Origin of the sequence: Mycolicibacterium arseniciresistens, from assembly GCF_030519285.1 — a bacterium.
Lineage (GTDB): Bacteria > Actinomycetota > Actinomycetes > Mycobacteriales > Mycobacteriaceae > Mycobacterium > Mycobacterium arseniciresistens.
This window is the reverse complement of record NZ_JAUMSQ010000379.1, coordinates 1-5260: the sequence shown is the minus strand read 5'-3', so window position 1 is coordinate 5260 and position 5260 is coordinate 1. Positions and strand designations below refer to the sequence as shown.

At 68.6% G+C, this 5260-nt stretch carries 6 protein-coding genes; 3 read left to right on the top strand and 3 right to left on the bottom strand.

The features are described 5' to 3' along the window. The 3 genes from Q2100_RS28735 to Q2100_RS28725 form a co-directional block, all read left to right on the top strand. A partial coding sequence (locus Q2100_RS28735) for a hypothetical protein (protein ID WP_302916770.1) occupies nt 1-999 on the top strand: 999 nt, incomplete at its 5' end. Nucleotides 1000-1062: 63 nt separating this feature from the next. Next, nucleotides 1063-1554, top strand: coding sequence for an ImmA/IrrE family metallo-endopeptidase (locus Q2100_RS28730; protein WP_264014279.1), 492 nt, complete (start codon nt 1063-1065; stop codon nt 1552-1554). Then, entirely contained in the window at nt 1551-2741 is a 1191-nt protein-coding gene (locus Q2100_RS28725; protein WP_302916769.1) for a hypothetical protein, read from the top strand. The genes Q2100_RS28730 and Q2100_RS28725 overlap by 4 nt, the downstream gene beginning before the upstream one ends. 46 nt (nt 2742-2787) lie before the next feature. Here the strand turns inward: Q2100_RS28725 and Q2100_RS28720 are convergent, their stop codons facing one another. The 3 genes from Q2100_RS28720 to Q2100_RS28710 all read right to left on the bottom strand — a co-directional run bounded on the left by Q2100_RS28720 (nt 2788) and on the right by Q2100_RS28710 (nt 5137). Next, nucleotides 2788-3186, bottom strand: a complete 399-nt coding sequence (locus Q2100_RS28720; protein ID WP_264014277.1) for a helix-turn-helix domain-containing protein — start codon at nt 3184-3186, stop codon at nt 2788-2790. 438 nt (nt 3187-3624) lie between these two features. Then, nucleotides 3625-4344 (bottom strand): TMEM165/GDT1 family protein, encoded by a 720-nt coding sequence (locus Q2100_RS28715; RefSeq protein ID WP_302916768.1) that lies wholly within the window; start codon nt 4342-4344, stop codon nt 3625-3627. 259 nt (nt 4345-4603) lie between these two features. Continuing rightward, nucleotides 4604-5137, bottom strand: coding sequence for a peptidase (locus Q2100_RS28710; RefSeq protein WP_264014275.1), 534 nt, complete (start codon nt 5135-5137; stop codon nt 4604-4606). Between the last annotated feature and the right edge of the window lie 123 nt (nt 5138-5260).

Sequence of the window (5260 nt, the reverse complement as noted above, 5' to 3'; positions counted from 1 at the left end):
CCGCGCCCCGGGAACCCGGGCCCGACGAGGCCCGGCTCCGGCGAGGGACCGGACGGCGACTGGGGGCACGGCCATCCCGGTCACCCGGGCTGGCCGGGTGGTCACGGTCCGACGCGGCCGACCAAACCCACGAAGCCGACCGAGCCGACGGGTTCCACCGAACCCACGGAGCCGACCGAGCCGACAGGATCCACCGAGCCCACGGAACCCTCCGGGACGACCGATCCGTCCGAGACCACCGACCCGTCTGAGACCACCGATCCGTCTGAGACCACGGATCCGTCTGAGACCACGGATCCGTCTGAGACGACCGATCCGTCTGAGACGACCGATCCGTCCGAGACGACCGATCCGTCTGAGACGACCGATCCGTCTGAGACCACAGATCCGTCGGAGACCACGGACCCGTCGCAGACGACCACCGTCCGACCCACTTCGGACGGCTCCTCCGGCGGTGACGGCGGGTCGCAGGGCTCCGGGCAGCCCGAGCCGCCCGACGAGGAGACCCCGCCGGTCGCCGAACCACAACCTGAGCCTCGCGTGCTCGACGCGGCTCCCGGCATCGGCGCCCTGGCCCAGGCACCGCTGGCGCCGATCGCCATGCCGATCATCGTTCCGCCGATCGTGGTGCCACCGGTCGTCGTGCCACCCCTCGTCGCTCCCCCGGGACTGGGCATGGGTGGCGGGCCCGGCGGCCCCGCAGGACCCCGTGGACCCAGCCCGAACTCGGGTCCGCGCGAGATGAACGCCGATCCACGCACGGGACGTCAGCCCGAGGCGCCGTTCCGCGGTGGAGATCCCGGGGTGCCGCCGGCGACATTCCGGGTCGGTTACGGGGAATACCTGCGAACAGCGGGTATCTCTCAGATCGCGGCGGTGGCGGTGCCGGGGGTTGCGGGGATCCTGTTGCTCACCGGCGCGGGGGGACTCGTCGGTTACCGCCAGGCCAAGGCAGGCCGAGCGGTACGCGGTGCCGGCACCGCACGGTTCATCGAATAGCCACGGACGCTCGCCGGAGACAAGGCGGCGGGCGCACAGGGATTGAGTCGAGAGGGGGTTCCAATGCCTGCAACCCGTCGCGTGACGCGTGCAGTCAGTGCTGTGCTCGACCTTGCGCCCCGCAGGGGCGAGGTGTCGTTGACCCGCCTGGTGCAGGCGGTCAGTGAGGACCGCGGACGTCCCATCGAACTCAAGACCGCCGAGCTGCCCCCCGGTGTGTGCGGACAGTGGCGGCAATACAGCGACCGCGACGTCTTCCTGCTGCAGAACGGCCTGCCGGCCTGGGATCGCACCCTCGCGCACGAACTCGGCCACCTCGTGCTCGGCCACGAGGGAATGCCGGTCGCCGAAGCGGCCCGCGCCACCGCCGAGGTCGCCAGTTCCGAGCTGATCGGCTACATGCTCAACCAGCGCACCGGGTGCATGGGACCCAGCGGTGAGGATGCCGAACAGGAGGCCGAGGACTTCGCGGCCCTGCTGATCTACCGGCTCGGACGACTGCCATCGGACCGCTCCTCGATTGTGCAGGTGCGGCTCGGAGAGGCGTTTGGTTGATCATCTGGGTGATCGCCGGGCTGCTGGGTCTGGCGACCGGACTTCGCATCGGATGGGCCCTGGTCAACAAGCAGTCGTTGGTCAGCACCGCGATGATCCTGGCGCTGGGCAGCCTCGGCCTGGTCGCCGCGCTCAACTGGCAGCCGCTCACCCTGCTGATCGACGACGTCGCGCACTGGCCGAACATCGCCATGGGTTTCAGTCAGGTGGCGCTGATCGCCTGTGCCGCCGGGAGTTCGGTGATGATCACCACGGTCGCCTCCGGGCGTAAGGCGTCGACCACCCGTCGGCTCGCCCTCGCGCAGTACGGCATCGCGACCCTCATCGCCGTGGTGAGCCTGGCCATGTTCTTCGCCGAGGGCAAACAGCCCCAGATGGCCCCCGAGGAGTACCTCAAGAACAACCTCGGGTCGTCGTGGCTGCCGCCGCTGCTGTACGTCCTGCTCGCGCTGTCGCTGGTGTCCTGGGCCGGCATCCGGCACTCGAGCCGCAGCCGGCGGGGCCGGGCGCTTTTCGTGTTCACCGTCGGGATCCTGCTGATCATGCTGGCGAGCGGATTCTTCGTGGTGCGTGCCGCGGGCCGGTCGTCGATCGGTGTCGGCACCGCCGCGACCCTGCTCGGCTGCGCGATGGTGGTGGTGGCCGCCGGGTCGCTGTTGCCCAGCGTCGAGGACTGGTTCGGCGCCCGTCGTGAATTGCGGACGATTCAGCCCATCCTCGCCGAACTCGGCCGTCGCCATCCCGACGTCGGGATCGGCGTGCGGCCGCGGGGCCCGTTGGTGTTCCGGGTGGCCGAGCGGATGTCGCTGATCTCCGATGCGCTGTTCCTCGAGGCCACCGTCGCGGCCAACACGCGGCACACCGTCGACGCCGCAGGAACCGAGACCGGTACGGCGGGGCGCCGCGGTGGGAGCTTCTCCGACGAGCCCGGCGACCGCGCCCGCTCAGTGGACGAACTGGATCTGTCCCAAGTGGATGCGCCGCAGGTGCCGCCGCGGGAGCAGGCCCGGGCCATCGCCGAATGGATCTACGCGGGTCGCGCCGGCGCCACCCGGCGAGGCCGGAAGTCGTTCCCGGGCCTTGGCTGGTTGCGGCAGCCGGAGTCGTATTCGGATCGCGAATGGATCCTCGCCATCGCCCAGGAATACCGGGCGCTCGACAGCGCCGCCTCAGACACCGACGACTGACACGTCAGCCGTTACTTCGCCACGGTTCGAAAACCCCGGCGACGGGCTAACCGTCGAGATTCTCCCGGCGGCGCAGTTCATCGACCTTCTGCGCGATGTCCTGCTGCGCCTCCGGGGACAGCCCCACGGTGCGCGCCGCAATACGGCGGATGCCCTCGTCGCGCATGCTCGCGAGCCACGTCAGCTCCTTGTCGAGCTTCTCGTAGTACTCGTCGTCGGTGAAGTACGCCGGCTTGATCCGGAAGAAGTTGGCAAGGGCGGCCATGGTGGCCACCGATGGGTTCGTGCGGTTGCCCGAGCGGAGCTGGGACAGGTACGGCGCTGACATCGTGATGCCCTCGGCCTTCAGTGCGGCGATCACTTCGGCCGACGTGTGAGGGCCGCGTCCCGGCGGATAGACGGTGTCGAACAGCCGGTTCAGACGTGCGGCGAACGTCGTGCTCATCGAATTGACCTCCACATGCGTGACGACCGGCGGTATAGGCGGCGGTATTTGCTGACCATCGTAGCGACACTTGTCCCCTCAACCAAGTGCAAACCGCGGGAAAGTTAACTTGGCTTCAGTTCGACCCGAGTCGCCGATTCGGCTACCAGCGACTTTGTGTTGTGTCCGCACCCTGTCCAGATGGTGCTTCGAAGCAAATAATAACGGGTGCGTAGGCTCGGGTCAGTCGAACGTGAAACAGCAGCTCCGACGGGAAACGCCGGGTGCCCGACAGGCAACCCGCGGGGTGCCGTCGACGGCGGATCCAAGCGTTTGCTGTGTTCGTTGTGACGTGGCCCACTCGCCTGCGGTCACGGCGAGGTCTCCCGCCGTGACCTGCACGAGCGCTTCTCGGCGCCGGTACATGCGCTGACACGACCCCGCGGTAGCCGAACGGAATCAGGCCGATTCGGGCGACGATTCCAGCGGTACCGACGGCGCGGCGCCGTCGTCCGCACCGCTGCGGCGCCGGCGTACGGCTCGTACCCCGACGACGATCGCGACGGTGGCGGCCGCGCCCCCGGTGGCCGCGAATGCCACCGCCCGCCAGCCCAGTGCGGCGTCGAACAGCATCCACAGGCCGAAGAGCAGGAACAGCAGGCTTGCCAGGCCGTGCAGGAAGCCCTCGGGCAGGCGCTTGTGCAGCAGCGCCCCGACCACGATCGCGACGCCGTCGGCGAGCACCATGCCGATGGTCGCGCCGACCCACACGCCGACCGCATCGTTGTCGCTGGCGAGCGCGACCGTCGCCAGCATCGTCTTGTCGCCGAGCTCGGCCAGCACGAACGAGGAGATGATCGCGAACACCACGAACCTCGGCTCGGCCACCCGCACGTCGTCGTCACCGTCGTCGGTGCGGCCCTCCCGCCAGGTCCAGACCGCGAACAGCAGGAACGCGATCGCCGCGGCGAAGGCGATGGGGCGTTCGGGAAGCGTCGTCCCCAGGAAGTGGCCGATGGTGACGGACAGGCCGTGGACGAGGCAGGCGGCGATCCCGACGCCGGTGAGCACCACCCACCACCGGTGCCGGAGCGCGTAGGTCATGGTGATCAGCTGCGACTTGTCGCCCAGTTCTGCGACGAACACGACCGCGAGGCTGAGGAGGGCGGCGGTGAGCACTGTGAGCACCTTTCGACACGCAGCCGGCGCGGCCGTTTGCCGACGGCCCGCCGTGCTTCCGGTCGAAGGTCTCGCCCACCGCGTGCTGCGGTTCGCCGGCCGGGCTTTCGCCAGTATGTCGACACGACGATTCGGGGCTACTCCCCTTCGCTGATGATTTCGACCCTAGCGGGCGCAATGCGGCGACGCCAGCGCAGGACGGGATTTCGGGAAGCCGTACTTTCCGTTTCGAGTCTATGATCGAACGATTCGAAAAGCCTTATGCGGCAAGCAGCATCGCCAGGATCGCGGTATCGGGGTGGCTGATCGGGTCGACGCCGACCCGGCTCACCATCGACGTCACGGTGCCGTCGGACTCGGCTTCCACCCACGCGGCGCGGTGCTCGAGGCCGAGATGCGGCAGTCCCGGCAGGAGTACGCATCCGGACGCCGCGCCACTGCATTCGGGCAGCGACGGCATCGTCTCCGACGGCGGGTGCAGCATCAGCAGTGCCGGCGGTTGACGATCGGCGAAAAACCCTGGCGGAACGGCAGACTCACCGACGACGGTGCCCTCGGCCAACACCAGGCCGACGGTGCCCGGTTCCGGTTCGTCCGGCAGCTCCTCCCGGACACCGAATATCGTTGTCGTGGAGAGTAACCCGGGTAACGAAGCGACTCGCACGGTGACCATCAGCAGTTGCGCCCACTCCTTGGTGGAGTCCGGCCACCGCCCCGACACCACGAAGCCCTTGAGCACGCCGGAAGAATGAAAGGGCGCGATCTCGATCGCCCTGCCTGACCCTGTCTCCATCTCGCCTCCGGGACATCGGTGTTCGGACATTACCCCGACTCGCCTGTGGGTCGATCCGTTCAGCATGCGTCAGCAACGGTCTGGCACGCAAGACGACACGAGTGCTAACGGCGAAAAGCCCGG